Annotated in this window: 23 protein-coding genes and 1 pseudogene; 6 read left to right on the forward strand and 18 right to left on the reverse strand. The window is 62.8% G+C overall.

All coding sequences use genetic code 11. The features are described 5' to 3' along the window. The first annotated feature begins 240 nt into the window (after positions 1 to 240). Positions 241 to 1773 carry an acyl-CoA carboxylase subunit beta gene (locus EJ073_RS04570; RefSeq protein ID WP_126054654.1) on the forward strand — a complete coding sequence of 511 codons (1533 nt, stop codon included), beginning with the start codon at positions 241 to 243 and terminating at the stop codon, positions 1771 to 1773. Positions 1774 to 1778: 5 nt separating this feature from the next. Then, a complete protein-coding gene (locus EJ073_RS04575; protein ID WP_126054655.1) occupies positions 1779 to 2849 on the forward strand; it encodes a M48 family metallopeptidase in 1071 nt (356 codons plus the stop codon). A gap of 48 nt (positions 2850 to 2897) precedes the next feature. Here the strand turns inward: EJ073_RS04575 and EJ073_RS04580 are convergent, their stop codons facing one another. Beyond that, entirely contained in the window at positions 2898 to 3293 is a 396-nt protein-coding gene (locus tag EJ073_RS04580) for a DUF6165 family protein (RefSeq protein ID WP_126054656.1), read from the reverse strand. Between the two features lie 152 nt (positions 3294 to 3445). Here EJ073_RS04580 and waaF point away from each other — a divergent pair, with 152 nt between their 5' ends. After that, positions 3446 to 4474 carry a lipopolysaccharide heptosyltransferase II gene (gene waaF, locus EJ073_RS04585; RefSeq protein ID WP_245455466.1) on the forward strand — a complete coding sequence of 343 codons (1029 nt, stop codon included), beginning with the start codon at positions 3446 to 3448 and terminating at the stop codon, positions 4472 to 4474. Positions 4475 to 4479: 5 nt separating this feature from the next. Here waaF and EJ073_RS04590 read toward each other — a convergent pair whose 3' ends face one another. Further along, positions 4480 to 6477, reverse strand: a complete 1998-nt coding sequence (locus tag EJ073_RS04590; protein ID WP_126054658.1) for a hypothetical protein — start codon at positions 6475 to 6477, stop codon at positions 4480 to 4482. Then, positions 6474 to 8008: pseudogene (locus tag EJ073_RS04595) on the reverse strand (NAD(P)H-hydrate dehydratase). The gene EJ073_RS04590 and the pseudogene EJ073_RS04595 overlap by 4 nt, the downstream one beginning before the upstream one ends. Before the next feature lie 358 nt (positions 8009 to 8366). On the opposite strand from EJ073_RS04595, the gene EJ073_RS04600 reads away from it, so the two are divergent. Both EJ073_RS04600 and glnA read left to right on the forward strand, forming a co-directional pair. Then, positions 8367 to 8705, forward strand: a complete 339-nt coding sequence (locus EJ073_RS04600; RefSeq protein ID WP_006205430.1) for a P-II family nitrogen regulator — start codon at positions 8367 to 8369, stop codon at positions 8703 to 8705. Positions 8706 to 8765: 60 nt separating this feature from the next. Further along, positions 8766 to 10175, forward strand: coding sequence for a type I glutamate--ammonia ligase (gene glnA, locus EJ073_RS04605; protein WP_126054659.1), 1410 nt, complete (start codon positions 8766 to 8768; stop codon positions 10173 to 10175). A 195-nt stretch (positions 10176 to 10370) separates the two neighbouring features. Here the strand turns inward: glnA and EJ073_RS04610 are convergent, their stop codons facing one another. Further along, the gene (locus EJ073_RS04610; RefSeq protein WP_126054660.1) at positions 10371 to 11411 is read right to left on the reverse strand and encodes a glutamine synthetase beta-grasp domain-containing protein; all 1041 of its coding nucleotides are present in this window, start codon (positions 11409 to 11411) and stop codon (positions 10371 to 10373) included. Positions 11412 to 11719: 308 nt separating this feature from the next. Between EJ073_RS04610 and EJ073_RS04615 the strand changes: the two genes are divergently transcribed. Further along, positions 11720 to 11917 (forward strand): DUF2735 domain-containing protein, encoded by a 198-nt coding sequence (locus EJ073_RS04615; protein ID WP_126054661.1) that lies wholly within the window; start codon positions 11720 to 11722, stop codon positions 11915 to 11917. Positions 11918 to 11994: 77 nt separating this feature from the next. On the opposite strand, the gene EJ073_RS04620 is transcribed toward EJ073_RS04615, so the two are convergent. The 14 genes from EJ073_RS04620 to EJ073_RS04685 form a co-directional block, all read right to left on the reverse strand. Further along, positions 11995 to 13881 carry an MFS transporter gene (locus EJ073_RS04620; protein WP_126054662.1) on the reverse strand — a complete coding sequence of 629 codons (1887 nt, stop codon included), beginning with the start codon at positions 13879 to 13881 and terminating at the stop codon, positions 11995 to 11997. A gap of 184 nt (positions 13882 to 14065) precedes the next feature. After that, positions 14066 to 14857: an ATP12 family chaperone protein gene (locus EJ073_RS04625; protein ID WP_126054663.1), complete on the reverse strand. Its 792-nt coding sequence runs from the start codon at positions 14855 to 14857 to the stop codon at positions 14066 to 14068. A gap of 11 nt (positions 14858 to 14868) precedes the next feature. After that, positions 14869 to 15786, reverse strand: a complete 918-nt coding sequence (locus tag EJ073_RS04630; RefSeq protein ID WP_126054664.1) for a DMT family transporter — start codon at positions 15784 to 15786, stop codon at positions 14869 to 14871. Beyond that, positions 15783 to 15989 carry a hypothetical protein gene (locus EJ073_RS04635; RefSeq protein ID WP_126054665.1) on the reverse strand — a complete coding sequence of 69 codons (207 nt, stop codon included), beginning with the start codon at positions 15987 to 15989 and terminating at the stop codon, positions 15783 to 15785. Before EJ073_RS04635 ends, EJ073_RS04630 begins: the two co-directional genes overlap by 4 nt. A 25-nt stretch (positions 15990 to 16014) precedes the next feature. Then, positions 16015 to 16995, reverse strand: a complete 981-nt coding sequence (locus tag EJ073_RS04640; protein WP_126054666.1) for an RluA family pseudouridine synthase — start codon at positions 16993 to 16995, stop codon at positions 16015 to 16017. A gap of 38 nt (positions 16996 to 17033) precedes the next feature. Beyond that, the gene (crcB, locus tag EJ073_RS04645; RefSeq protein WP_126054667.1) at positions 17034 to 17408 is read right to left on the reverse strand and encodes a fluoride efflux transporter CrcB; all 375 of its coding nucleotides are present in this window, start codon (positions 17406 to 17408) and stop codon (positions 17034 to 17036) included. Between the two features lie 31 nt (positions 17409 to 17439). After that, positions 17440 to 17805: a DUF779 domain-containing protein gene (locus tag EJ073_RS04650; RefSeq protein WP_126054668.1), complete on the reverse strand. Its 366-nt coding sequence runs from the start codon at positions 17803 to 17805 to the stop codon at positions 17440 to 17442. A 64-nt stretch (positions 17806 to 17869) separates the two neighbouring features. After that, the gene (gene adh / locus EJ073_RS04655) at positions 17870 to 19387 is read right to left on the reverse strand and encodes an aldehyde dehydrogenase (protein WP_126054669.1); all 1518 of its coding nucleotides are present in this window, start codon (positions 19385 to 19387) and stop codon (positions 17870 to 17872) included. 142 nt (positions 19388 to 19529) lie between these two features. Continuing rightward, the gene (locus EJ073_RS04660) at positions 19530 to 20477 is read right to left on the reverse strand and encodes a helix-turn-helix domain-containing protein (protein WP_245455467.1); all 948 of its coding nucleotides are present in this window, start codon (positions 20475 to 20477) and stop codon (positions 19530 to 19532) included. Between the two features lie 266 nt (positions 20478 to 20743). Further along, positions 20744 to 21574, reverse strand: coding sequence for an aspartyl/asparaginyl beta-hydroxylase domain-containing protein (locus tag EJ073_RS04665; protein WP_126054670.1), 831 nt, complete (start codon positions 21572 to 21574; stop codon positions 20744 to 20746). Between the two features lie 154 nt (positions 21575 to 21728). Beyond that, entirely contained in the window at positions 21729 to 21911 is a 183-nt protein-coding gene (locus EJ073_RS31970; protein ID WP_245455468.1) for a DUF930 domain-containing protein, read from the reverse strand. A gap of 68 nt (positions 21912 to 21979) precedes the next feature. Beyond that, the gene (gene clpA, locus EJ073_RS04675; protein ID WP_126054671.1) at positions 21980 to 24448 is read right to left on the reverse strand and encodes an ATP-dependent Clp protease ATP-binding subunit ClpA; all 2469 of its coding nucleotides are present in this window, start codon (positions 24446 to 24448) and stop codon (positions 21980 to 21982) included. A 6-nt stretch (positions 24449 to 24454) separates the two neighbouring features. Further along, complete coding sequence (gene clpS, locus EJ073_RS04680; protein WP_189347344.1) at positions 24455 to 24781, reverse strand: ATP-dependent Clp protease adapter ClpS; 327 nt, start codon at positions 24779 to 24781, stop codon at positions 24455 to 24457. Positions 24782 to 25049: 268 nt separating this feature from the next. Beyond that, positions 25050 to 25379 carry a phasin family protein gene (locus EJ073_RS04685; protein ID WP_126054673.1) on the reverse strand — a complete coding sequence of 110 codons (330 nt, stop codon included), beginning with the start codon at positions 25377 to 25379 and terminating at the stop codon, positions 25050 to 25052. Positions 25380 to 25654: the final 275 nt, after the last annotated feature.

Raw genomic sequence — 25654 nt, forward strand, 5'->3', positions numbered from 1 at the left:
TGATGTACCGGGAAGAGGGGCCGAACACCGGAAAGAGGGAAAACAGACGCAACCAGTCTCATTCGTCGAGAAGGCCGGACAATGCCGGCCCAAGCGCCTATGCCGCTGCATATGGACGAGTTCGCCTCGAAATGCAAGGGCCGCATGCTGCAATGCAGCAAAAACCATGGCAAACGCGGCGCTTGCGCTCCCCTGCGCGCATCATTACCACAAACGCAGCTATCCGTTTGGGGGACCGCGATGAAGGACGTGCTGAAGGAGCTCGAGCGCCGCCGCGAGATCGCCCGCATGGGCGGCGGCAAGGCCCGCATCGACGCCCAGCACCAGAAAGGCAAGCTCACCGCCCGCGAGCGCATCGACGTCTTCCTCGATGAGGGTTCGTTCGAGGAGTTCGACATGTATGTCGAGCACCGCTCGACCGATTTCAGCATGGAGAAGACCAAGATCGCCGGCGACGGCGTCGTCACCGGCTGGGGCACGGTCAACGGCCGCCCGGTCTATGTCTTCGCCAAGGACTTCACCGTGTTCGGCGGCTCGCTGTCGGAGGCGCATGCCGAGAAGGTGGTCAAGGTTCAGGAGATGGCGCTGCGCAACCGCGCGCCTATCATCGGTCTCTATGACGCCGGCGGCGCTCGCATCCAGGAAGGCGTGGCCGCACTCGGCGGCTACGCCGAGATCTTCCAGCGCAACGTGCTCGCCTCCGGCGTGATCCCCCAGATATCGCTGATCATGGGCCCTTGCGCCGGCGGCGACGTCTATTCACCGGCGATGACCGACTTCATCTTCATGGTCCGCGACACCTCCTACATGTTCGTCACCGGGCCGGACGTGGTGAAGACCGTCACCAACGAGACGGTGACGGCAGAGAGCCTCGGCGGCGCCTCCGTCCACACCACGAAGTCGTCGATCGCCGACGGCGCCTACGACAACGACGTCGAGGCGCTGCTGCAGATGCGCCGGCTGGTCGACCTGCTACCGGCCTCCAATACGTCGGAAATTCCCGAGATCGAATGCTACCAGTCAGTGACCGATCACGATCTATCGCTCGACCGGCTGATCCCCGACAACGCCAACAAGCCATACGATATCAAGGAGTTGATCCTGAAGGTTGCCGACGAAGGCGACTTCTTCGAGATCCAGCAAAGCTTTGCCAGAAACATCGTCACCGGCTTCGGCCGCGTCGAGGGCCGCACCGTCGGCTTTATCGCCAACCAGCCGATGGTGCTGGCCGGCGTGCTCGATTCCGACGCCAGCCGCAAGGCGGCGCGCTTCGTTCGCTTCTGCGACTGCTTTTCGATCCCGATCGTCACCTTCGTCGATGTTCCCGGCTTCCTGCCGGGTACCGCGCAGGAATATGGCGGGCTGATCAAGCACGGCGCCAAGCTGCTGTTCGCCTATGCCGAGGCGACCGTGCCGAAGATCACCGTAATCACTAGGAAGGCCTATGGCGGGGCCTATGACGTGATGGCGTCAAAGCATCTGCGCGGCGACATGAACTATGCCTGGCCGACGGCACAGATTGCGGTGATGGGTGCCAGGGGCGCGGTCGAGATCATCTACCGCAAGGACATCGGCGACGCGGGAAAGATCGCAGCGCATACAAAGGCTTACGAGGATCGCTTCCTGTCGCCCTTCGTCGCCGCCGAACGCGGCTATGTCGACGAGGTGATCATGCCGCATTCGACCCGTCGTCGCGTTGCCCGGGCGCTCAGGATGCTGCGCAACAAGGACATGCAGAACCCCTGGAAGAAGCACGACAACATCCCGTTGTGACCTGAATGTCGCGCTTCATCATCAGCGCTGGGCGGCGGTTCGGCAGGTTCGGGGTGCTGTTTTTCGTGGTTCCCGCAGCCATCATCTTCTGTATCTGGATGTCGCTGCTCGACAGCCATCCAGTCTGGTTCATCGCCTGCGGATTTCTCGTCATGCCGATCTCGACCACCGCGGCGGCTTTTCTATTCGGCACATTGTTTGCCGGCTTTCGGCGCAGCAAGATCAAGGGAGTGAGCCGGGCGGAGGCACCTGGCCTGTGGGACCAGTGGGAAAAAGTCGCCGGCCCGCGCAGAGCCGCCCGCACCGTGATTGCGCTGGAGGACAGCTTGAACGCCGGCGTGCGGGAGGAGCGCACGCTTCTTGGTCTTCTCGGCCGCCGGCTATTTTTGACGGTCGGCATCCCCTTGCTCGTCGTTACCGACGAAAATGCTCTTGCGGCAATTCTTGCCCATGAAGACGCGCATGTGCGCAACAAGGACACCAATGGCGGCCTCAACCTTGCCGAGTTCGAGAACAGTTTCGGCTTCGTGTTCGAGTACGCGCCACCTGGGGTGACGATATCGGGCAGCCTCCTCCATGCGGCTATCGGCTGGCTGTCGGAATCGTTCGAGCGGGAAGACATCCGACTTTCACGCGAGGCGGAGATCAAGGCGGATCGCCACGCGGCGACATCCGGAAATGCCGAACAAGCGGCGCGCGCGCTCCTGCTCGTCGCGGCGGCAGACGTACATTTCGCCGAGAAAGTCTATGAGCCGCTGCGGCGCGAGGTGATGGGCGCTTTGCGTCCGCCGCGACCGCCACTTGCCCGCCTGTTGGAAGCGGCCGGGGAGCTGTCGCAAGCCCAGTACCTGGACGCTTGCGCGCAAAAGGCGTGGGTGCGTCCGGACGACGGCAAGTCGACGCACCCCTCATGGGCACAGCGGTTGGCAGCACTTGGGTACGTCGAAGCGCCTGAGATCGCCCCGATACGTCGGACAGCGCTCTCGACGCTGCTGAGCCCGGATACGGTCGAACAACAGATCGCTGCGTTCGACAGTAGATGGACCGGGCAGATGGAGGACTATCTCCAACGCTGAGGGTTCGTGCCGCACGCTGCCGCGACAACACCCCGCTGTGAGACCGTCCTACTCGTAGTGCTCGTAGGATTTTTCCTCGATGATCGCGGAACTCAGCAGCAGGTTTATCTCGCGCTTCAGGGCGGCGCGGCGGTCGTTCGTGCGGTAGACGCCGCGGGCGAGCTCGATGAAACGATCGCCGAATCGCTTGTTGAGCTCTTCGATGCGGATATCGTCCTCGATGACCCAGAGCGCCTGGTTGACGGCCTTCAACTCGGCGTAGAGGCCAGCCAGCGCCTCTGAACTGGGGATGTGTTCGTCGCGAACATGCGCTAGCTGCTCCAGCTCGTGCAGGACGTTGGCCAGCTTGGACGCGTCGGCGATGCTTGCCGCCTTGATCTCGAGGATCGATATCTTGTCCAGCAATTCGCCTGGGGCGATCTCGACGAGTATGGGGCGGACCATGCTATTGCCCTCTTCTGATGAGCCTTGTCAAAATTCACCGGCTGGGAATATGGACCCGCCGGAAAGCGTAGCGGCAATAGGCAGCCGAAACGAGTCAAGTCAATCTCCGGACGGCAGGGAATGCTCCGGCGCGGAAAGAGAAAACAAAAAGGGTGTTCGCCTTGAATCCAATTCTTCTGGTCGGCTTTCCGGCGGTCGGCGATTTCGTCCGCTGTCATTCGGCCATCCGCATCCTCGCGGAACGGTTTCCCGAGCGCCCGATCGACGTCGTGACATCGCCCGGAAACGTATCCTTTGCCCGCTTCATGCCGCATGTCCGCAAGGCCTGGGCACTAAAGAAGCGGCATATGCAACTCGGTCTGGCAGAGCGCCGCGACCTGATACGCGAGCTTCGCAAGCAGAACTATGGCTCGGCCTATCTCATGACGAGCACGATCAAAGCGGCCCTGATTCCGTTCTTGGCCGGCATTCCGGAACGCATCGGCTATCCGCAGGAGTTGCAGTTCGGGTTGGTCAATCGCCTTCCTGCTGATTGGCTGCGGCATTTGTGGGCGTTCGGCCCGCGCAAGACACGCCTCTACGAGGAGGTATGCTCCATTGCCACGCTGGGCGCAAAGCCGGCGAACGTCGATTGGCCGGCGCCGCAGCTGGTCATTCCTGGCGCGGAACTGGATGAGTGGCGCAGCCGCGCCGGTGTCGAAGCCGGCACGCCGGCCCTGGCCATCTTCACCGGAGATATGACGAGTCCGCGATCGTGGCCGATGGGGCGCTTCATCTCGATCGCCAAGGACTATTGCAGCCGCGGCTGGGCGGTATGGATTGTCGGCGGCCCTCGCGAACATGATGCGGCGAACCGGATCCGCGCCGAGGTGCCGCAAGCGATCGATTTCACCACGACGCCGCTGATCGACGTGATGTACCAGCTTGGCGCGTCAGCGCTGTTCCTTGGCGTCAATGGCGGCATGTCCCATGCCGCGGCAGCCTTGAACATTCCCTGCGTGCAGATATTCGGCTCGAACCTTTCCTACGTACATGGGCCGGTCAATGACCATGTCCGCTTTCTCGAGCCGCCCATTTCGACCCCGAGTTGGATCGAGGATACATCCGGTGTCAGCGAGGAAAGGGTGCGCGAGGCCTTGGCTGCTGCCTTCGCGGAACCGCGCCGCCCGCCAGGCGCCTGATATCGCTACTCCTCTTCCGCCGCTCCGAAACCCGCACCCATCGTCGCGCGCGCAGCGCTCGCCCATGGCGTTGCGTGGTTGTCGATGCGCATCTGGAAGATGAAATAGGTCGGCGAGCAGAAGCCGATGCCTTTCACCTTGGCGGCGCCCGGCGTGTCCGGCGGCAGCGACTGGCACATATAGTCCTCGCGGCAAAAATGGTCAGCCGAGCAGGCCGGCCGGTTGCCGCGATTGACCGCGCCGCCGAGGCATTGGTCGAAATTGTTGGTCGCCACGCAGGTGTCGAATTTCTTGCCGCCGACCAGGCCGCAGATCTCGTTCGGCATCGGCTTGCCGGCCTTGAAGGCGGCGAAGGTGCGGTCCTTGTCGTCGCAGCCGCGATATGCGATGCCGGCCGGCACGCCGATCTTCGGCGGCCGGCACGTGTAGGCGGTGCGTGAGATGTCGGAGGCGAACGCGGCGAACTGCCCGGTGATGGTGTAGCGGTCGTTGAAGGGGTGCGACGGATTGCTGGCGATCGATCCCGTCAGACACGGATGGCCGGAAAACATCGCCCTGCTGTCCTTGGGCAGCAGGCATTGCGCCAGCCTGGTGCGCACCCCCGAAGCCGTGGCGAGCGGCGTGCAGACGGTGCCGCCGCCGCACTGCCAGGTCCGGCCGAAGCGGGCGGCGTCCTCCGGCATCAGGCACGGCATCGCCGCTTCTGCCGGCGCGTAATCAACCTCGGTGTATTTCCAGGCCGCCGGTGGCGCGAAGGACAGCGGATGCAAACGGTTTGGCTCCTTGCCTTCGGTCGTGGCCCGCAGCCAGGCCACGCGGCGCGGGATTTCGGCATGGAGGTGCGGCGAGATGCCGACCTCGATCCGGTTGAGCGGCGACGTCGTCTTGTCGTCCAGGCCGATGAAATGGAAGCCGGCGGTGGACCCTGCCTGATGGCAGCCCTGGCAGGCGCCATTGTCCAGGCGCTCGACCAGCGCTTCCGGTGTGCGTACCAATTGCAGCGCCGAATAGTCGAGCCCGGCGAAATCCGCAGGCTGGAACAGCGGCGTGAACGGATGATTGGCCTGCCGTGCGCTGCCGAAGGTGGACCACGAGATGACCTTCCTCGCCAGGAACTCGTCCGGTATCTCGTAGACGCCTAGATCGACCGCGCCGACATTGGCGCTGACAAAGTCGGCGAGCTTTTTCTTGAGCACGGCATCTTCCGACAGCCGCGCGACGTCAGGCGTATTCTCCAGCGGCTTTTCGCTGACGGTGGCGCCATCGATCCCAAAAATCCGCATGAGGTAGGCGGCCTGCCCGCCGAACTCGGTCTCCTGGCCGGAGGGAAAGCGCACCACTTGCGCGTTGAGTTCGAGCTGCTTGAAGGTCAGCTCTTCCGGCTCCAGCGGCCCGCCGGCCAGCCAGCCGGCATCGACGGCCTCGTCGAGTTGCGGCGTCCAGCGCCCGGCAACGCCGACGCAGCCGCCATCGGCATCCGGCGCGACACTGTAGACAGCGTTGAAATTGAACGGCAGCCGCGAGGCCAGCACCTTGCCGTTCTTCCTGAAGCTGTAGGCAAGACGGTAGATGAAACGCACTTCGCCGCAACCCTGGTCGCCGCTCAAGGCGGCGAAATCGCGCCGGTCGAGCCGGTTGACAACGCCGACCAGCCGAAAGCGCGCCGCTTCCGTCTTCAGCCAGCGCATGTCCATGATGCGGCCGACATTGCCGTCGGTAACCTCGTAGAGCGGTCGCCCTCCGGCCTTCATTTCGGCGCGCAGCGCGGCGACGTCGGCAGCGACCGTCTCGACGATGGCATGATAGGCCGGCGCCTTGTCGTAGAGGGTCTTCAAATCATCCTTCCCGTCGACGCTGAACACGCCGGCGAATGAGAATCCCTTGGCATCGAGCGCGGCAAGCACCGCTGGATCGTCGACGATGGTCACCGGTGCCTCGGCACGCGCGCCATGCGGCCCAGGCAGCGCGAAGATGATCGACAAGACGAGCGCAAGTCGCTTCATGCGAGGGCCTCAGCTTGACGGGCTGCGACCAGCTCTCGCAGCACCGGAACCATGGCGATCGGCAGATCCTCGGCGATCAGCCCCGGACCGAAGCGGTTGCCGGCCTCGGCATGGATCCAGACCGCCGCAGCCGCTGCTTCGAACACCGCCATGCCTTGCGCCCCAAGCCCGGCGATGATGCCGGCCAGAACGTCACCCGACCCGGCGGTGGCAAGCCATGGCGCGCCATTGTTGTTGATGGCCGCCAGGCCGTTCGGCGCCGCGATCACCGTATCGGCGCCCTTGTAGACGACGACCGCATTGGCGCGCTGGGCGGCCGCGCGGGCCCTGGCCAACTTGGAGAGGTTCTTGTCTGCAGCAATGTCCGGAAACAGGCGGACAAACTCACCTTCATGCGGCGTCACTACCAATATGGGAGCGTGCGGCTTGTGAGCAGCCTCAAAGAGGATGTCAGGCTCATCGCGAAACGAGGTGATGCCATCGGCATCGAGCACCAGCCCGTCGATCCCGCCGGCCGCACCTTGCAGTCCAGCCCTCAGTATCGCCAAGGCAAGATCCCGTGTCCTTTCGCCAACGCCGAAGCCAGGTCCGAGGACAAAGGCCGACGGCCGCCGTTCGCCGATGAAGTCGTTCAGGTCGACGACAGTGTCGGTCCTGCGCAACATGATCGAAGTCAGGTGCGCGGCATTCGCCTGCATGGCGTTCGCTGGCGACAGCACGGTCACCGCCCCTGCCCCTGCCCGCGCGGCGGCAAGCGCCGACAAGCGCGCGGCGCCGGTTGCGGACGGCCCGCCGGAAAACACACCGACATGGCCGCGATTGTATTTATGCGCGTCGGTGGTCGGGAGCGGAAAATCAGCTCGCCAGAGCGAGGGGGTGTTCTCGAACGTCGACACGCCAAGCTGCGCAATGACCGCATCGCTAATGCCGATGTCCGCCAGCACGACCTCAGCGCAGCGTTCCCGCCCCGGCAGCAGCAGATGACCGGGTTTCTTGCGTGCGAAGGTGACCGTGACCTCGGCGCTGAATGCCGCGCCGAGAATGGCACCGCTTGCACCGGAGACGCCGGAGGGTAGATCGACGGCGATCACCGGCAGATCGATTTCCCTGGCCATTTCGATCGCCGTGGCGTCGTGACCGGACAGGGGCTTCGAGAGTCCTGCCCATAGAGAGCATCGACGATAATGGAGCCTTTCTCGGCGGCAAATGCCGCGAGCGGTCGAGCTTTTGCGGGGCACTCCGCCGCGACAATCGCGGCATCGCTGCCGGCTCGCGGTTTGCCCGATACCCACACCGCGACATTGACACCGGCCTCGGCCAGCAATCTCGCCACGACATAGCCATCGCCCCCATTGTTGCCGGGACCACAGAGAACATGGACCCTTGAGGCCGCCGGGTAACGCGCCAGCACAACGGCGGCGACCGCCTCGCCGGCCCGTCGCATCAGGCCATAGCCGTCGAGCGGTCCGGCCGCGATCGCCAGCCGGTCGGCCTCGGCCATTTCAACCGGAGATAAAAGTTCGTTGCTCATGGATTGCGGTCCGCTCTCCGGTGAAGCATTGTCCAGTTTTCGGTTTGAAGCAAACAGCGAAACACCTGCCACTGCTCAGAAACGCATCGCTCGATGCAATGCGCCAATGGGCAGAAATGCCTGCAAATTACGCTATTTGCCTAATTATTGTGCGGACGGGAGGATCGGCAATGTATAGGCTTCGAGCGTCCATGACGCTTCCAATGCAGCGAATGACGCGAATATGCATCCGGGCATGACAATTGATGAAATCGCCCGATACCGCCTCGAATCCGCAGGATTTGGCACAGTTCGTGCTTGATGGAGGCGCAAGCGGGGTACACAACCCGTCTTTTTGGCAGTGGAGGCCACATTTTACATGAAAAAGATCGAAGCGATCATTAAGCCATTCAAGCTGGACGAAGTGAAGGAAGCGCTTCAGGAGGCTGGCCTGCAGGGCATCACAGTGACCGAGGCCAAGGGCTTTGGCCGGCAGAAGGGCCACACCGAACTCTATCGCGGCGCCGAATATGTCGTCGACTTCCTGCCCAAGGTGAAGATCGAAGTGGTGCTCGGCGACGACGCCGTCGAAGGCGCCATCGAGGCCATCCGCAAGGCGGCGCAGACCGGCCGCATCGGCGACGGCAAGATCTTCGTCTCCAACATCGAGGAAGTCGTGCGCATCCGCACCGGTGAAACCGGAATGGACGCCGTCTGACGCCCCCCATCTTTCTGCAACGTCATCATCAAAAAACGTCATCAAACAGGGATACATGACATGACGACAGCCAAAGACATCATGAAGCAGATCAAGGACAACGACGTGAAATTCGTCGACCTGCGCTTCACTGATCCGAAGGGCAAGCTGCAGCACGTCACCATGGATGTCGTCGAAGTCGAGGAAGACATGTTCGCCGACGGCGTCATGTTCGACGGTTCCTCGATCGCCGGCTGGAAGGCGATCAACGAGTCCGACATGGTGCTGATGCCCGATCCCGACACGGTGCACATGGACCCGTTCTTCGCCCAGTCGACCATGGTCATCCTGTGCGACATCCTTGATCCGGTCTCCGGCGAATCCTACAACCGCGACCCGCGCGGCACCGCCAAGAAGGCCGAGGCCTACATGAAGTCGGAAGGCATCGGCGACCAGATCTTCGTGGGCCCGGAAGCCGAATTCTTCGTCTTCGACGACGTCAAGTACAAGGCCGATCCCTACAACACCGGATTCCGCCTGGACTCCACCGAACTGCCGTCCAACGACGACACCGACTACGAGACCGGCAATCTCGGCCATCGTCCGCGCATCAAGGGCGGCTACTTCCCTGTGCCGCCGATCGATTCCGCCCAGGACATGCGCTCGGAAATGCTGACCGTGCTCGCCGAGATGGGCGTGCGCGTCGAGAAGCATCACCATGAGGTCGCCGCCGCCCAGCATGAGCTCGGCATCAAGTTCGACACGCTGGTCCGCAACGCCGACAAGATGCTGATCTACAAGTACGTCGTTCACCAGGTCGCCAACGCCTATGGCAAGACGGCCACCTTCATGCCGAAGCCGGTGTTCGGCGACAACGGCTCGGGTATGCACGTCCACCAGTCGATCTGGAAGGGCGGCAAGCCGACCTTCGCCGGTAACGAATATGCCGGCCTGTCGGAGAGCTGCCTGTTCTACATCGGCGGCATCATCAAGCACGCCAAGGCGATCAACGCCTTCACCAATCCGCTGACCAACTCCTACAAGCGCCTGGTGCCGGGTTACGAAGCGCCGGTGCTGCTCGCCTATTCGGCGCGCAACCGCTCGGCGTCCTGCCGCATTCCGTTCGGCTCGTCGCCGAAGGCCAAGCGCGTCGAGGTCCGCTTCCCCGATCCGGGCGCGAACCCCTACCTCGCGTTCGCCGCCATGCTGATGGCCGGCCTCGACGGCATCAAGAACAAGATCCACCCGGGACAGCCGATGGACAAGGATCTTTACGACCTGCCGCCGAAGGAGCTGAAGAAGATCCCGACCGTCTGCGGCTCGCTGCGCGAGGCGCTGCAAAGCCTCGACAAGGACCGCGGCTTCCTCAAGGCCGGCGGCGTCTTCGACGACGACCAGATCGACAGCTACATCGAGCTGAAGATGGCCGAGGTGATGCGCTTCGAGATGACCCCGCATCCGGTCGAATACGACATGTACTATTCGATCTAAACTTCTGATCGGATTGAGATTTAGAGCCCTCGGAGGTCTCCCTCCGAGGGCTTTTTTATTGTCGCCGATGGTGGCGGCGCTCAGGTCGCGCGGCGTGATCGCCGGCGATTCCCATGCAAAAAAAGCCCCGGCGTTTCCGCCGGGGCTTTCTTGTCGCAGAGTATCCGTCGCAGCGCGAACGCGCCCCGGCTTGGATCAGGCGGCGGCCGAAACCTGGCCGCTGGCCGGGACCGACGCGATCGTCTTCAGGATCTGCGAAGCGATCTGGTAGGGGTCGCCCTGCGAGTTCGGACGGCGATCCTCCAGATAGCCCTTGTAGTCGTTCTTGACGAAGGAGTGCGGCACGCGGATCGAAGCGCCACGGTCGGCGATGCCGTAGCTGAACTTGTTCCACGGCGCGGTCTCGTGCTTGCCGGTCAGGCGCTTGTCGTTGTCCGGGCCGTAGACGGCGATGTGATCCAGCAGGTTCTTGTCGAACTCAGCCATCAGCGCTTCGAAATAGGCCTTGCCGCCGACTTCGCGCATATAGGCGGTCGAGAAGTTGGCGTGCATGCCCGAGCCGTTCCAGTCGGTGTCGCCGAGCGGCTTGCAGTGGTACTCGATGTCGATGCCGTATTTCTCGGTCAGGCGCTGCAGCAGGTAGCGGGCCATCCACATCTGGTCGGCGGCCTTCTTGGAGCCCTTGCCGAAAATCTGGAATTCCCACTGGCCCTTGGCCACTTCGGCGTTGATGCCTTCGTGGTTGATGCCTGCGGCGAGGCACTGGTCGAGATGCTCCTCGACGATCTGGCGCGCGACCGAGCCGACATTCGAATAGCCGACGCCGGTGTAGTACGGGCCCTGCGGCGCCGGATAGCCGCTCTCCGGGAAGCCGAGCGGACGGCCGTCCTTGTAGAAGAAATATTCCTGCTCGAAGCCGAACCAGGCGCCCTCGTCATCCAGGATGGTGGCGCGCTTGTTGGAGACATGCGGCGTCACGCCATCGGGCATCATCACTTCGCACATCACCAGCACGCCGTTCGTGCGGGCCGGATCCGGGAACATGGCGACCGGCTTCAGCACGCAGTCGGAGCTGTGGCCTTCGGCCTGCTGAGTCGAGGAGCCGTCGAAGCCCCACAGCGGCAGCTGCTCGAGCGTCGGGAACTCGGCAAATTCCTTGATCTGGGTCTTGCCGCGAAGATTGGGGACCGGGGTGTATCCGTCGAGCCAGATATACTCGAGCTTGTATTTGGTCATTCTAGAGCCTCTCGTTGCTTGATCACCGCGCAGGGCGACGACGCATGGCCGGGCTGAGCCGACCTGCCGATCGTTAAAAAGCAATTCGTGTGCCACACTTGTCCCGGTGGGTGCGGCAAAATGGTCAAAGCTAAGCGTTGAATTTGCTGAGCCGTCTCAGTGATGCGCCCGGATCGATCAGAAGCATTATTTGCATAAATAATAGGCAAATACTGATCTTTTTGTGGGCATATTGCTTAAATGAGTCGCACGACCTATCTTGGAAACAGATGAATCGACTGGCTCCTGGAGAAGAAGGCAGATCGCCAATGCAAGTCACCCCGTCCCGTCCGTCGGCGAAGATTTTGATGTTCCCTCTGGCAGGGCGCAAAGCTGCCTCAAATTTAGGCGCAAAGGCCAAGTTCGCGGCAGAGCTTGCCTCGCTGCGCAACACGCATGCCGATTTTGACGGCTGGTACCACGAAGCGGCGATCGAGGAAGAAGAAGGCCAGCGGCAGAAGAGCTGAGTCTCCCGCAAACTTGCGAATGGAAAAAGCCCGGCGTGATCGCTCACGCCGGGCTTTTTTGTATCGCAGCCGACCGGCTACTGCTTGGTGTGCAGGTCGGTGCCGAGCGTGTCCCTGACGAAGATCATGCCAATGATCAGCGACATCGCCGCGATCACCACCGGATACCAGAGGCCATAGTAGATGTCGCCCTTGTAGGCGCTGAGCGCGAACACTGTCGCCGGCAGAAGGCCGCCGAACCAGCCATTGCCGATGTGGTAGGGCAGCGACATACCGGTATAGCGGATGCGGGTCGGGAACATCTCGACCAGGATTGCTGCGATCGGTCCGTAGACCATGGTCACGAAAAGCACGAGGATGAACAGGATGCCGATGGTCATCGGCCAGTTCACCGCGGCCGGATCGGCGAACATGGCGAAGGCGCCGCCGCCCGGAATGTTGTAGACGGTGATCTCGGGCGCACCCGCCGCCTCATCCTTGGTCAGCAGCTTGTCCTTAACCGCCTGGTCGACCGCAACGGTCGTCTTCTCGCCGCCGCGGATCGCCGCCGCGTCGAGCTTGAGCTCGGGATTGGCCGCGATGAAGGCGTCGAGCTTCTGGTCCGGAACCTTGATCGCCGCGCGCTTCAGCGGATAGCCGCCATCCCGCAACGACATGTTGACCGCCTTGACGAAAGCGGCGTCCTTGGCCTTGGCCTGATCGCCTGCGGCAACGGCATCGTAGGATTCCACCGTCTCGTTGCCGATCTTGACCGAGGCGGCCGTCCCGGGTGCCGCCGTGGCGACCACGTCATAAGGCACCGAGTTCTTGGTCAGGAACGAGGTGGCGATGTCGCAGGATGTCGTGAACTTCGCCGTACCGACCGGGTTGAACTGGAACTTGCAGTCGCCGGGTGCCGCGGTCACCGTCGCGCGGGTGTTCTGCTGCGCGGCGGCAAGAGCCGGATTGGCCGCCTTGGTCAGCGCCTTGAACAGCGGGAAGGTGCAGACGATACCCAAAGCGAGGCCGGCCATGATGATTGGCTTGCGGCCGATCTTGTCGGAGAGCCAGCCGAACACGACGAAGAAGATCGAGCCGACGGCAAGCGCGATCGCGATCATGATGTTGACCGACTGCGGGTCGACCTTCAGCACGTTCTGCAGGAAGAACAGCGCGTAGAACTGGCCGTTATACCAGATCACGGCCTGGCCGGCGGTGAGGCCGAGCAGCGCCAGCAGCGCGATCTTGGCGTTCTTCCACTGGCCAAAGGCTTCCGAGAGCGGTGCCTTCGAACCCTTGCCTTCTTCCTTCATGCGCTGGAAGGTCGGCGATTCCGAGAGCGACAGTCGGATCCAGATCGAGATGGCAAGCAGCACGAAGGAAACGATGAAGGGAATGCGCCAGCCCCAATCGGCATAGGTTTCCTTGCTCATCGAACCCTGGACGATGAGGATGACGATCAGCGACAGGAACAGGCCGAGTGTCGCGGTCGTCTGGATCCAGGAGGTGTAGAAGCCGCGGCGATCGTCGGGCGCGTGTTCGGCGACATAGGTCGCGGCGCCACCATACTCGCCGCCGAGCGCCAGGCCCTGCAGCATGCGCAGCCCGATCAGGATAATCGGTGCGGCGATGCCCCAACTGGCATAGCCGGGCAAGAGGCCGACCAGGAAGGTCGACAAGCCCATGATCGTCATGGTGACTAGAAAGGTGTATTTGCGGCCGACAAGATCGCCGATGCGGCCGAACAGCAAGGCGCCGAAGGGGCGGACCAGGAAGCCGGCGGCGAAGGCAAGCAGCGCGAAAATGTTGCGCGTCGCTTCCGGCGCCGACGAGAAGAATGTGGCGCCGATGAAAGCCGCCAGCGAGCCGTAAAGATAGAAATCGTACCATTCGAAAACGGTGCCGAGCGAGGAAGCGAAGATGACTTTCTTCTCTTCCCGCGTCATGCCGCGGCTTGTTCCGCCGGCGGTCGATGCCATTGCCATTGATATGTCCTCCCGTGGGATCCCGTCTGTCCTCGATGGCTGCGCCACCGCCCGCAACTCCTCCGAACGCGGACTCAAAAACGCAGCTACGGGCGAAAAAATGACAGAAAGCGCCGGGCAACGGCAGAGCGACGATGGGATTATGACTTTCGTATTAGGTGCAGTGCGAAAGCAGAGCGCGGCCTCAGGCTTTCAGCGCGTCGAGCAGGCTGACTGCGGCCATCATGTCGCGCTTGCGGGCCGAGCGGCGCGCCACGGCCTCGGCGTCCTGGCCCCAATGCTCGATCTGCCAGTCCTCATCGACATGGCCGGCGGCCCAGGCTGCTTCGCCGTCGAGTTCGCCGAAGTCGACGGCGAGCGCCAACAGCGCCGAGCCCGTCAGCGAGGTCATGACATGGATGGCGGCGAGCCGCATGGGCTCGATGCGCTGCGCAAGATGGGCGCCGAGAACGGCAATGGTCTCGCGCGGCTGCTCGACATGAACGATGCCTTCGGCGAGATGGAAGCGGGCGCCAAGCGCGCTGCGCGCCCAGTCGATGACCGGATCCCAAAGCTGGTTCTGCCGGTCGACCAACCCTTGCGGACCGTCGGCGCGGTAGCACAGCAGATCGGACGAGGCGAAGCGCAGGATGTCCTCCAACACCGCTTGCGGATCGCTGGCGACGCCGTCAATGGCGGTGTTGACGAGGCGCATGACCGGCATGGCCACTGGATCGATGACCTCGCCTTGCGCGTCGAACTCGCCGGCGACCAGGGCCGCCGCCTTCTCGGTCGGCAGCGCCAGCAACGCCCTGCCCGGCGTGCGCACCGGTCTACCGTCGAGATGGACGGCAAAGCCCTCTTCCGCCGGCACGACCGCAACGGCCTTGTAGAAGCGCTTCGGCAGCGGCGTCTTCATCTGGATCTGGGCGCGGCGCACGGGATCGGGATCGGAAAGCTGCTTTCCCGCTTCGAGGTCGTTGAGGATGTCACGCATGTCGGAACTCTCTAACCCAGGATTTGCTTGCGCGCCGGCCGGTTGACGATGATAAGGCCAGCGGCGATCAGGCCAAGCGCCAGGAAAATCCTGACCGTCGGCGGCTCGCCCAAAAGCACCGCGCCGCACAAGACACCGAAGGCTGGCGACAGGAAGGCGAAACTCGACAAGCCCGCCGCCGGATAGCGCGTCAGCAACCAGAACCACAATACATAGGTGAAGGCGACGATATAGAAAGACTGGAACAGCAGCGCCAAGGTCGGCAAGGCCGTGACCGCGCGGATCGGCGCGCCGGCAAAAGGCATGACCAGCAGACCGACGACCGCGGCGCCGGCCAGCTGATAGAGCAGCAGTTTCTCGGCGCTCGTGTCGACCAGTTTCGACCGCTTGATGACGATGCTGGTCATCGCCCACAGAATCCCTGAGCCGAGGCTGAGCAGGTCGCCGGTGAGCGTCGCATTGTTGCCGGCAACGATGCCTTCGGAGAAGACCGCCGCAAGGCCGCAGAAGGCGAGAACAAGCCCGCCCAGCTTGCGCGCGTTGATGCGCTCGCCGAGCAGGAAATGGCTGCCGATCAGGACCCAGAACGGCATGGTGTTGACCAGTAGCGTGTTGCGGGCAACGGTTGTGTATTCCAGCCCGATATAGAGGCACAGGAATTCAACGCCGAAGAGCACGCCGACAACGACGCCGGCGACTAGCGTCCCATCCGGCCTGAACAGCTTGATGCCGCGCAGCCGGCACCAGCCGAGCACGCAGAGCCCGCCAAGAATCGAGCGCGCGATCGAGACGAAGACGGGATCATAGCCGGCGTAGGAAACCTTGGCGGCGACGTAGTTCAGCCCCCAGGAGAAGGTCAGCCCGACCATGATCGTGGCGGCCGCCATGTCGACCGCATCGCGACGGCCCATTTCGGTTGCCGTGGTCATTGCTTCGATTGGCTTTCCAACTTAGCAAGCAGTGCTTTCAGTGCTTCGGTGTTTTGTCTGACCGCCTCAGTGTTCTCGCGGCCGATCTCCGCCACCGATCCCTGCCTGGCAGCAGCGCGGCGCGTAAGATGAGCCACACGAGAAAAATCATGATGAAAAGGCAGCCATCCGACCAACTGGTTGGTGAGCGTGGTTCCTCCCATGGCCCAGTTCCTCTCCTAGTCGTCCCTAGTCGTCCGCGTTCTGCTCGTCGAAGCCGAGCAGGTTCCAGCTCTGGCGCATATGCGGCGGCATCGGCGCGGTGACGTCGATGACGCCCTGGTCCGGGTGCGGAATGAGGATGCGGCGCGCGTGCAGATGCAGGCGGTTCTGCATGCCGCCCGGAAAGTCCCAATTGGTGTCGGCCTCGAAATATTTGGGATCGCCGATGATCGGGCAGCCAATGTAGGCAGCGTGGACGCGCAGTTGATGGGTGCGACCGGTATAGGGCTCCATCTCCAGCCAGGACAGCGACTGCGCCGCCTGCTCGACGACCCGATAGTAGGAGACCGCATGGTCGGCGCCCTTCTCGCCATGCTTGGCGATGCGCACGCGGTCGCCGTCCGGGGTCGGTTCCTTGACCAGCCAGGTCGAGATCTTGTCCTCGCGCTTCGGCGGCACGCCCTTGACCAGTGCCCAATAGGTCTTCTTGGTCTCGCGCGCCCGGAACGCTTCGGAGAGTTTCATCGCCGCAAGCCTGGTGCGGGCGACGACCAGCACGCCGGATGTGTCGCGGTCGAGCCGATGCACCAGGCGCGGCTTCTCGCCCTTCTGGTTGCGCCAGGCCTCCAGCATGTCATCGACATTGCGGGTGACGCCCGAACCGCCCTGCACGGCGAGCCCAGCGGGCTTGTTGAAGACGAAGACCTTCGGGTCCTCATGGATAAGCATCTTGGCGAGCACATCGGCGTCGCCCTGGTTGCGGATCGAATGGCCGGTGAGCGGCGCCTCGCCCTTCTTGTCGACCTCGAGCGGCGGGATGCGGACCGTTTGGCCGGGCTCGACGCGCGTGTCGGCCTTCACCCGGCCGCCGTCGACGCGGATCTGGCCGGAGCGCAGGAGCTTCTGCAGATGGCCGAAGCCGAGCCCCGGGAAATGGGTCTTGAACCAGCGGTCGAGCCGCATGCCCGCCTCGCCGGCCTCCACCGTGATCTGTTCAACGCCTGCCATTTGTCTCGCTTTGCCTCTTCGGAAGCGGGGCAATAGCATTAAGGCAGGCTTCTTGCGAGCCAAAGACCCAGAAACAGGGCGAGGATCGCGCCAATGACGCTGGCGAGCGCATAGCCGAACGCCGGCACCGCCGCGCCGCGCTCCCAAAGCGTGGCGAAATCGAGCGAAAAGGCCGAAAAAGTGGTGAAGCCGCCAAGGATGCCGGTGGCCACGAACAGCCTGACCTCGTTCGAGCCGCCGCGTCGCGCGAGCACGGCGATGAACAGGCCCATGACGAAGGAGCCGACGATGTTGATCACCATCGTGCCCCAGGGATAGTTGGGGCCGACCAGGCGCAGCGCGCCCATATTGGTCAAGTGGCGGATGCCGGCGCCGATGCCGCCGCCGATGACAACGAGAAGTAGATTGGCCATGGCGGCTTTCTGCCGTTGCCGGCTTGCCGGGTCAATCCCTCCCGGCGGCGGGTGGAACCGCGCAGATCGTCGAACGGGTCAGAAATCGCCGCTCGCGGCCGTTGTCGAGCGAGAACATGCCGCCCCTGCCCGGCACCACGTCGATGATCAAATCCGTGTGTTTCCAGGCCTCGTACTGCGAGGCGCTGATGTAGATCGGCGTGTTGCCGATTTCACCCAGCATGACGTCGGCATCGCCAACAATGAAATCGCCGCGCGGATAGCACATTGGCGAGGAGCCGTCGCAGCAGCCGCCGGACTGGTGGAACAGAACAGGGCCGTGATCGGCGATGATCTCGGCCAGGAACGCCTCCGCCTCCGGCGTGGCGGACACTTTGTTCAGAGATCTTTTGTCCATCAGATCCTCCAACAATCGAAGGAGGACGCGGCGAACCGCGCCCTCCCCCCTCGCCCCGGGAGGATCAGAAGAAGCCAAGCTTCTTCGGGCTGTAGCTGACCAGCATGTTCTTGGTCTGCTGGTAGTGATCGAGCATGATCTTGTGCGTCTCGCGACCGATGCCGGACTGCTTGTAGCCGCCGAAGGCAGCGTGCGCCGGATAGGCGTGGTAGCAATTGGTCCACACGCGCCCGGCCTGGATGGCGCGGCCGAAGCGGTAGCAGCGGTTCGCGTCGCGGCTCCAAATGCCAGCGCCGAGGCCGTAGAGCGTATCGTTGGCGATCGACAGCGCCTCGTCATCGTCCCTGAAGGTCGTGACCGACACCACCGGTCCGAAAATCTCCTCCTGGAAGATGCGCATCTTGTTGTGGCCCTTGAACACGGTGGGCTTGACGTAGTAGCCGCCGGCAAGGTCGCCCGGCAGATGGTTCTGCTCGCCGCCTGTGAGCAGCTCGGCCCCTTCCTGGCGGCCGACGTCGAAGTAGCTCAGGATCTTCTGCAACTGCTCGTTCGAAGCCTGGGCGCCGATCATGGTTGCCGGGTCGAGCGGATCGCCCTGGACGATCGCCTCGACGCGCTTCAGCGCCCGCTCGATGAACCTGTCGTAGATCTTTTCATGCACCAGGGCGCGGCTCGGGCAGGTGCAGACCTCGCCCTGGTTGAGCGCGAACATCACGAAGCCTTCGATCGCCTTGTCGAAGAAGTCATCGTCCTCCGCCGTCACGTCCTGGAAGAAGATGTTGGGCGACTTGCCGCCAAGCTCGAGCGTGACCGGGATCAGGTTCTGGCTGGCATATTGCGAGATCAGGCGGCCCGTCGTCGTCTCGCCAGTGAAGGCGATCTTGGCGATGCGGTTCGACGATGCCAGCGGCTTGCCGGCCTCCAGGCCGAAGCCGTTGACGATGTTGAGCACGCCCTCCGGCAACAGGTCGCCGACTAGGTCGGCCCACAGCATGATGGTGGCTGGCGTCTGCTCGGCCGGCTTCAGCACCACGCAATTGCCGGCGGCGAGCGCTGGCGCCAGTTTCCATACCGCCATCAGCAGCGGGAAATTCCACGGAATGATCTGGCCGACAACGCCGAGCGGTTCGTGGAAATGATAGGCGACGGTGTCGTGGTCGATCTCGGAAATGCTGCCCTCCTGGCTGCGCAGCACGCCGGCGAAATAGCGGAAATGGTCGATGGCCAAAGGCAGGTCGGCCGCCGTCGTCTCGCGGATCGGCTTGCCGTTGTCCCAGGTCTCGGCGAGCGCCAGCAGATCGAGATTGTCCTCCATGCGGTCGGCGATGCGGTTGAGGATCAGAGCGCGAGCGGCAGCACTTGTCCTGCCCCAGGCGTCCTTGGCCTTGTGCGCCGCGTCGAGCGCCGCCTCGATGTCCCTGGCGTCCGACCGGGCGACCTCGCCCAGCGGCCCGCCGGTCACAGGTGATATGTTCTCGAAGTATTTTCCAGATAGTGGCGCCACCCATTTGCCGCCGATGTAGTTGTCGTAGCGCTTGGCGAAGGGAACCTTGGCCGTGCGGGAAAATTCCACCTTGTTCATTGTCTGCCTCCCAGCAAAACAGCGGCACGGAATGTGTCGCGTCGCGGGAGACAGTTGCGGATGCCTTTTGGCTTGTCAGCCCGGGGCCAACCGATCATGGCCGCCGAGTGTCGCAGAACTGCGACAGGTCAGGTCCAGGAAATCAGTGCGCGCGGTGGATGCCGAAACGGGCGAGCTTGCGGTGCAGCGTGGCGCGCGAAATGCCGAGGCTCTGGGCCGCAGCGGAAACATTGCCGCCGGCGCGCGCCATCGCGCGCTGCACCACTCCGCGCTCGGCATCGTCCAGATCTTCCCCGGCCCTCACAGAGTCGCCGAGGATATCGGCCGCGAGCAGCCCCTTGGCCAAGGCTTCGCGAGTTATGCCGAGCGCGCAACGGGCCGAGCGCGTCGCGCCGATCACCAGATCGTCGGCATCGATGGCGATGAGCGCCCCGGTGTTGCGCTCGCCGACCGGGGCAAGCAGGATGCGGGCGTTGGAATAGACCATGCGGAAATTCTCGGCCTCGATGCGGCGGGCGGCGTCACCCACCGCAACAGCGATCAGCTGGACAAAGCCTTCCGTCAGATCCGACCGGCACGATGACACGTCGAGCGCCGCCGCTAGATTGCCTTCGTGGTCGTAGACCGGCGCCGTCGTGCAACTGAGCAAAGTGTTGCGCGAGAAAAAGTGCTGATCGCGATGGATGGTCAGCGCCCGCTGGTCGGCGATGCAGGTGCCGATCCCATTGGTGCCTTCACTGTCCTCGCTCCAGACCGTGCCGGTCCAAAGCCCCCATTCGTCGAATGTCTCGTCGTCGGCGACGGCGCCCCTGCGTTCGACGGGGATGCCGTCGCGGTCCGCCAGCATCACGCAGCAGCCAACGCCCCCTACGGCGAGATAGAGGCGATTGAGACTTGCCTCGGCGGCGCGGACCAATGGCTCCATGCGCTGCCGGGCCCCTCTCAACTCGCCTTCGGTCAATCGCCTGGGGGCCTTGCGCTCGGCTGGATCGAGACCGTGCAGTTGGAGAGAACGTCGCCATGAGGCGACCAGTGCCGAATGGGCCGCGCCGCTTCTGGCGATCGAGGCCTGGACAAGATCTGCATGCACGACTGATTGCCGACCGATCAACCTGACCCTCCCGTAAGCGGGACCTCCTCCCGCTCAGTCGTCACGTTGGCTAGAAAATATTCGACACCCAAGGCAGTTCAGCTTTCGATATAGAACGCTGACCCCGACACGTATTGATTTTGCGCAATTCGGGACGGAAAATCGCTACGCAATCGTTCCAGAATTGCTCTGGCGTTCTAAAGGTGGCTGCCGGCCGGCGCCATTGGACGTTGGTTCAAGGCGGATTGGCGAGGTCCTGTCGAAGCTCAGTTCGCCCCGGCCTTCTTCGGCTTGCTGGAGCCGATCATCTTCCAGTTCTTGTAGAACAGGGAATTGATGCGTTCGACGCTGACCGAAACGATGGCGAGCAGGCCGGCGATGAGGCCGGGGAACGGGGATGGACGGATGATGTCCATGAAGACGCAGTAGCGGCGCCCGTCATACTCGTTGACCGAACGGTGCAGCAGCGTGTCGTCGAAAATGTAGAGCGGATTGTCATGCCAGTAGTTCCTGGCGTCGTTGCACTCGACGAAAATCTCGGCCTTCACCGGCAGCAGGTTGTAGAGAATGCGCAGGCTGAGCCGAAGCGGGCCGAAATGCCAGGACGTCGACTCCTTGCCCCTGAAGACCGACACGGCGATGGTCTTGATGTATTTGAAATCCTTGTTGAATTCCGGCACGTTGTCGATCTTGTGCTTGCCGTACCATTGATAGACATACATGCCGCGCCGGCCGGTGCCGAAATTGGCGTCGATATCGGCGATGATATCGTCCTTGCGCGCCTTAAAGACGTCGAGAACCTCGTTGACCTCGCGCTGGTAGTCGGCGGGAAACTGCTCCAGCTTCCAGACACCCGGGTTCCTGAAGCAAAGCAGGTCGACCAGCAGGTTGAAGGGCGACAGCAGCCAGGTGAAGAGGCCGTTGCCGAGAAAATAGCCGCGGAACAGCGACAGGTCCTTGTTCTTGTTGCGCAGCACGTCGATCAGGCCGCAAACGATCCAGATCGTTGTCAGGATCGGGATGAAATAGAAGCCGAGCGCGAGAAGCGGAATCGCAATCGCTGCCTGACGGATGGTCTTTCGAGCTTGCCTTGTCATTTTATTCCGCGCGGGGAGCGCGATCCCGTTCGCTTGAGTGCGCCAAAGTCACGGCAGCAACCCCCGCAGCCGTGCGCCTTGATAGGATTTTTTGCTTCGCCACACAACGGCAATCATGGCGGTGCCGGCGGGGCGCCGGTGCCGCTCATGCCCGTCAGATCGCCTTGTCCACGCCACGGGCAGGCCGAGATCGTCCCATTTCTCTTTCATCGCTGACCAGGAACTCGAAGCCGATGACGCTGTCACCGTCCCCGGCCGGCCCGCATCTGAATTTCAGCCCGTGCCAGCTGCCGCGGCTGCGGAAGGCGGCACCTTCGGCGGCGACCGAGCCCCACACTCACTCTTGACCGCAGCAGATTGCATGAAAAAAGCCCCGTTTCCGGGGCTTTTTTATCGTCAGGGCTATCAGCCCTTGCGCGGCAACTGCGGCACCAGGCTACGCTTGCCGCCATCCTTGCCTTTCGGCTCCGGCTTCTGCGCCACCGCCTTCTTGGCCACCGGCTTCTTCGCAACCGTCTTGCGGGGCTTCGGCGCTTCCTCCGGCTCTTCCTTCTTCGGCTTCACCGGAGCCTCGTCAGCCAGCGACTCGAGTTTCAGGCCGGTCTCGCCGGTTTCCTTCTTCTCGACGGTGACGCGCACCGTGCCGCCCTTCTTGAGCTTGCCGAACAGCACCTCGTCGGCCAGCGGCTTCTTGATGTGCTCCTGGATGACGCGGCCAAGCGGCCGCGCGCCCATGCGCTCGTCATAGCCCTTGTCGGCCAGCCAGGCGACCGCATCCGGCGACAGGTCGAAGGTGACGCCACGCTCGGAGAGCTGAGCCTCGAGCTGCATGACGAACTTCTGCACAACCTGGTGGATGACAGGCACCGGCAGCGAGCCGAACGGGATGATCGCATCGAGACGGTTGCGGAACTCCGGCGTAAACAGCCGGTTGATCGCCTCGACATCGTCGCCTTCGCGCTTGGTCGAACCGAAACCGATCGCCGCCCGCTGCGCATCTGACGCACCCGCATTGGTGGTCATGATCAGGATGACATTGCGGAAGTCGATCTGCTTGCCGTTGTGGTCGGTCAGCTTGCCATGGTCCATCACCTGCAGCAGGATGTTGAACAGGTCGGGATGCGCCTTCTCAACCTCATCGAGCAAGAGCACGCAGTGCGGATGCTGGTCGACACCGTCGGTGAGCAATCCGCCCTGGTCGAAGCCGACATAGCCGGGAGGCGCGCCGATCAGCCGCGATACGGTATGACGTTCCATGTATTCCGACATGTCGAAGCGGATCAGTTCGACGCCGAGCGAGGCGGCGAGCTGCTTGGCGACTTCCGTCTTGCCGACGCCGGTCGGGCCCGAGAACAGATAGGAGCCGATCGGCTTTTCGGGTTCACGCAGGCCGGCGCGCGCCAGCTTGATCGCCGACGTCAGCGCGGTGATGGCGGTGTCCTGGCCGTAGACGACGCGCTTCAGCTCGATGTCGAGACCCTGCAGCACCTTCTCGTCGTCGGCCGAAACCGTCTTCGGCGGGATGCGCGCCATGGTGGCGATCGTGGCTTCGATTTCCTTGATGCCGATGGTCTTCTTGCGCTTGGCTTCGGGCACCAGCATCTGCGAGGCGCCGGTCTCGTCGATCACGTCGATCGCCTTGTCCGGCAGCTTGCGGTCGTTGATGTAGCGGGCCGAAAGTTCGACCGAGGCCTTGATCGCCTCGCTGGTGTAGCGGACCTTGTGGAACTCCTCGAAATAGGGCTTCAGGCCCTTCATGATCTCGATGGCGTCCTCGATGGTCGGCTCGTTGACGTCGATCTTCTGGAAGCGCCGCACCAAGGCGCGGTCCTTCTCGAAGAACTGGCGGAACTCCTTGTAGGTGGTCGAGCCGATGCAGCGGATGGCGCCCGACGACAGCGCCGGCTTCAGCAGGTTCGACGCGTCCATGGCGCCGCCTGACGTGGCCCCTGCCCCGATCACGGTATGGATCTCGTCGATAAACAGCACCGCGCCGGGATAGTCCTCGAGTTCCTTGACGACCTGCTTCAGCCGCTCCTCGAAGTCGCCGCGATAGCGCGTGCCGGCGAGCAGCGTGCCCATGTCGAGCGCGAAGATAGTGGCGTTGTGCAGCACCTCTGGCACGTCGCCCTCGACGATGCGCTTGGCCAGACCCTCGGCGATCGCCGTCTTGCCGACGCCGGGATCGCCGACATAGAGCGGGTTGTTCTTGGAGCGGCGGCACAGCACCTGGATCGTGCGGTTGATCTCCGACTCGCGGCCGATCAGCGGATCGATCTTGCCGGCCTTGGCCTTGTTGTTGAGGTTGATGCAATAAGCAGTCAGGGCGTCCTGCTGCTGCTTCTTCTTGCCGTTCTCCTCCTGCGGCTCGGCGCCGTTCTGGCCGCCCTGCTCGTCATCGGCGCCGCGCGGGGTGCGGTTCTCCGAGGCGCCGGGGCGCTTGGCGATGCCATGCGAAATGTAGTTGACCGCGTCGTAGCGGGTCATCTGCTGTTCCTGCAGGAAATAGGCGGCGTGGCTCTCACGCTCGGCGAAGATCGCGACGAGCACGTTGGCGCCGGAGACCTCCTCGCGGCCGGACGACTGTACATGGATGACGGCGCGCTGGATAACGCGCTGGAAACCGGCGGTGGGCTTGGAATCCTCGTCATAGCCGGTAACGAGGTTGTCGAGCTCGGTGTCGATATAGGTGAGAACCGTGTGCTTCAATTCGTCGAGGTCGACGTTGCAAGCGCGCATGACGGCGGCTGCCTCGGTGTCGTCGATCAGGGCGAGCAGCAGGTGTTCAAGGGTTGCATATTCATGATGCCGCTCATTGGCGAGCGTCAGCGCCTGATGTAGCGCCTTTTCCAGGCCTTGGGAGAAAGCCGGCATGTTACCTCACTTCTTCTCCATCACGCATTGCAGCGGATGCTGATTCTGTCGGGCGAAATCCATGACCTGGGACACTTTGGTCTCGGCCACCTCGAATGTATAGACCCCGCACTCGCCCACTCCATGATTGTGAACATGAAGCATGATGCGTGTGGCGGCTTCGCGGTCCTTCTGAAAAAAACGCTCCAGCACGTGAACCACGAATTCCATGGGCGTGTAGTCGTCGTTGAGGATGAGCACCCGGTAGAGACTGGGCTTCTTGGTCTTGGTTTTGGTGCGCGTGATCACGGCCGTGCCGCGACCGGCCCCGTTGCCGTCGCCGTCACTCTGCATCCGCACCACGCCTGCCGTGGCAGTCAAACCGGTCGTCACGTAGTCCTGCCTCCCCATGCGAGTTCGACATGTAGGTGTTCGATGGACGATTTTAAGCCCTTCTGTTTAGCTGACAATATGGCTAGGTGGGCAAACTTCAGCGATTTTCGCAATCGTGTAGGTGGCTACGGCCCAGATCGAAGCGGGCATGAAAAAACCCGGCCGCGCATCCGCGACCGGGTCTGTCTTGCAGGCCGGCTGGCCTAGTTTCAGTGCCTTGCGGCGAAAATTACTTCGCCTTGGCTACGATCGATTCGAACGGCTTGTAGGCTTCCTTGGCGAGTTCGGCATAGAGGTCGCCGATCTTGGCGGCCTCGGCGACGAAGCTCTCGTAGCTCTGCTTGGCGTAGTCGGACTGGATCTCGATCGCCTTGTCGAACGACTTGGCCGAGAACAGCTTCTCGAACGCGGCGCTGCCGGCTTCGAAGCTCTTCTTGGTGTACTCGCCCGCTTCTGTGGCGATCGCCTGCGCGCCCTTGGTGAGCGAAGCAAAGCTCTTCAATCCGGTGTCGGCAAACTCCTTGCCGAATTTGCTGAAGTCCTCATAGGTCTGGGCCATTTCACGCTTCCCTTCGTGGTTGAAACGCCCATTTGCCCCGGGCGCCCTTGTGCAATGCACCGCAAATATATTGTGCGCTGCACAAAAGTCAAGTTTTTGGCCGTTTGCTGGGCACGGGCGGACGGGAAGAGTCCAAAATTCGAATAAAAAGAGGCTCAAATCGCCAGAAAATGGTGAACGCGGCGGTTACCATAAACGGATTGGTAACGCTGCCCGCGATAGCTTGGCCGGAAGCGAGGCAGGCTCACGCCGCCGCCTCCGGGGCAACGAAATTT

It is taken from the genome of Mesorhizobium sp. M4B.F.Ca.ET.058.02.1.1, assembly GCF_003952505.1.
Lineage (GTDB): Bacteria > Pseudomonadota > Alphaproteobacteria > Rhizobiales > Rhizobiaceae > Mesorhizobium.